Source organism: Frankia sp. CeRuru1 (assembly GCF_977966315.1).
In genome coordinates, this window is record NZ_CDWWEW010000342.1 from 1 (window position 1) to 2,337 (window position 2,337).

At 71.6% G+C, this 2,337-nt stretch carries 2 protein-coding genes; both read left to right on the forward strand.

Annotated elements, in window-relative coordinates:
• Nucleotides 1–153 precede the first annotated feature (153 nt).
• Complete coding sequence (locus AC08OP_RS19785; RefSeq protein ID WP_476615554.1) at nucleotides 154–2,157, forward strand: IucA/IucC family protein; 2,004 nt, start codon at nucleotides 154–156, stop codon at nucleotides 2,155–2,157.
• Nucleotides 2,158–2,262: 105 nt separating this feature from the next.
• A partial coding sequence (locus tag AC08OP_RS19790; protein ID WP_476615557.1) for a helix-turn-helix domain-containing protein occupies nucleotides 2,263–2,337 on the forward strand: 75 nt, incomplete at its 3' end.

Below are 2,337 nucleotides of genomic sequence, written 5' to 3' on the forward strand. Positions count from 1 at the left end.
CACCCAGATCGGTCCCCGTCACGAGGTCTTCCTGAAGCTGACCCTGCTCAATCCCGACGCCACCGCGGCGGACGTCGACGCGTTGCTCGGGCTGATCGCCGAGACCGGGGACGTCCTTGCCACCGGTGGTTCCACCAGGGCCCGGCGGCGGTCGTGACCGACGATCGACCGCAGCCCGAGACCATCGCGGACGAGATCGTCACGGAGACTCTGCTGCGGTGCTGGGTGCGGGAGACGGGCATCCGGTTACCGGCCGACGCCCGGACGCTCGGCATCGACCTACCCGCGTCCGGCCTGTCCGTTCGGGCGACGTTGACGCACCACTCCCCGTCCGGATGGCACGGGTTCGGACCACCGCGCCTGGTCTGCGCGGCCCACGAACCAGCCCCGGTGGACGCGGGCCTGCTCGCCGCGCTGCTCGTCCGGGAGGTCGCCACGCGGGATGGGCTACCGCCAGCCCTCGGCGCCCAGGCGCTGGGAAGGATCATCGATTCCGCCGGCTGGATCGCGAGCTGCCTCGCAGCCCGCAGTCCCGGGCCGGACCCGGCCGCCGTCCCCCCGTTCCTCGCCGCGGAGCAGGCCCTGATCACTGGTCATCCGTTCCATCCGGCGGCCAAGAGTCGCCAAGGGGCTTCGCCGGAGGCACTGGCCACCTACTCCCCGGAAGTCGGCGGGTCCTTTGCGCTGCACTGGTTCGCCGCCCATCCCTCCGTAGTGACCGTCTCGGGAAACACGACGACCCGCTCCGGAGGGCGGGACCAGGCCCTCGGCACGAACGGCCGGGGCCTGATCCGGCTGCTGGCGGATCTGGCCAGGGAAGACGGTGGGGCCGAGGAGCCGAAGTCCGACCTCTCGGCCTCGTCCGGTTCCGGACCAGACCGACATGGCCCACCCGGGCTCGCGGTGTCCCCTCGGACCGGCGGACGCGGTCGCCCGGACATTCCCGCCGGTTACGTCGTGGTACCCGCGCATCCCTGGCAGGCGGGCGAGGTCAGCAGGCGGGAACCGGTCGCCGATCTGCTCGCGGACGGCCGCCTGATCGACCTCGGGATGTCCGGACACCGGTGGTATCCCACCTCGTCGCTGCGTACCGTCTGGCGGCCGGATATCCCGGTGATGCTCAAGCTCTCGCTGGGGATGCGGATCACCAACTCGTGCCGGGTGCTGCAGCTCGACGAGCTGCGGCTCGGCGCGATGACCGCGAGGCTGATCGACGCCGGTCTCGGCGCGGCGCTCGCCGCCCGACATCCGAACTTCCACCTCATCGGGGAGCCCGGTTGGGTGGCCGTCACCCGACCGGGAGGGGACGGTCGGCCCCGAACCGGCCCCGCAACACCGCTGCCGGTCGGGTCCGGCGAGCGGCACGACAGAGGGCACGACAAGGACGGCGTCGGGCTGGAGACCGCCATCCGGGTCAATCCGTTCGGGTCAGTTGACCGGGCAGTATGCGCCGCGGCACTCATCGCGCCCAGGCCCGCGCGGACCACGGACAGCCGTGGCCGGGCCCGGACGGCGATGCTTCCCCGGCTCCTCACGACGCTGGCCGGCTCGCTGAGCGATCCCCTCCCGACGCTGACCGACGCCTGGTTCGACCGTTACCTGACCGTGGTGGCCGCCCCAGTGGTGGACCTCTACCTGCATTTCGGGATCGGCGTCGAGGCCCACCTGCAGAACACCCTGGTCACCCTGGACGCGGGGGGCTGGCCGATCGCCGGCTGGTACCGCGACAGCCAGGGCTACTACGTGGCCACCTCCGCCGCGGCGGAGGTGCAGCGGCTGCTGCCCGGCTTCGGTGCCGGGCTCGACACGATCTTCGATGACGCGCTGGTGGCCGAGAGGACCATCTACTACCTGTTCGTGAACAACGTCTTCGCCCTCGCCGGGGCGCTCGGAGTCGCGGGTGTCGCGGACGAGCGTCGCCTGCTCGGGCGGGTGCGTGGCCTGCTCCACCGGCTGGACGGGGATAGCCCACGCGGGCGGGGGCCGCGGCCACCCGCCGCTCGCCGAGCACTGATCACCAGGCTGCTCGACTCCCCCACCCTGCCGTGCAAGGCCAACCTCCGCACCTGCGTGGACGGGCGGGACGAACTGGTCGGACCGGTGGCCACCCAGTCGGTGTACGTGCCGATCCCCAACCCGCTCCTGGAGGCCTCGTGACCCAGGAACGTAGCGCGCAGGCCCCGTCTTTCAGGGCGGGGCTAGCGCATCAACGCCAGCGTGACAAGCACGCCTGCTATCCTGTCACTTATAGGGTCGAAGGTGGTGAAGCGGGCGTACCGCTACCGTTTCTACCAGACCCCGGAGCAGGCCGCCCAGCTCGCGCAGACGTTCGGCTGT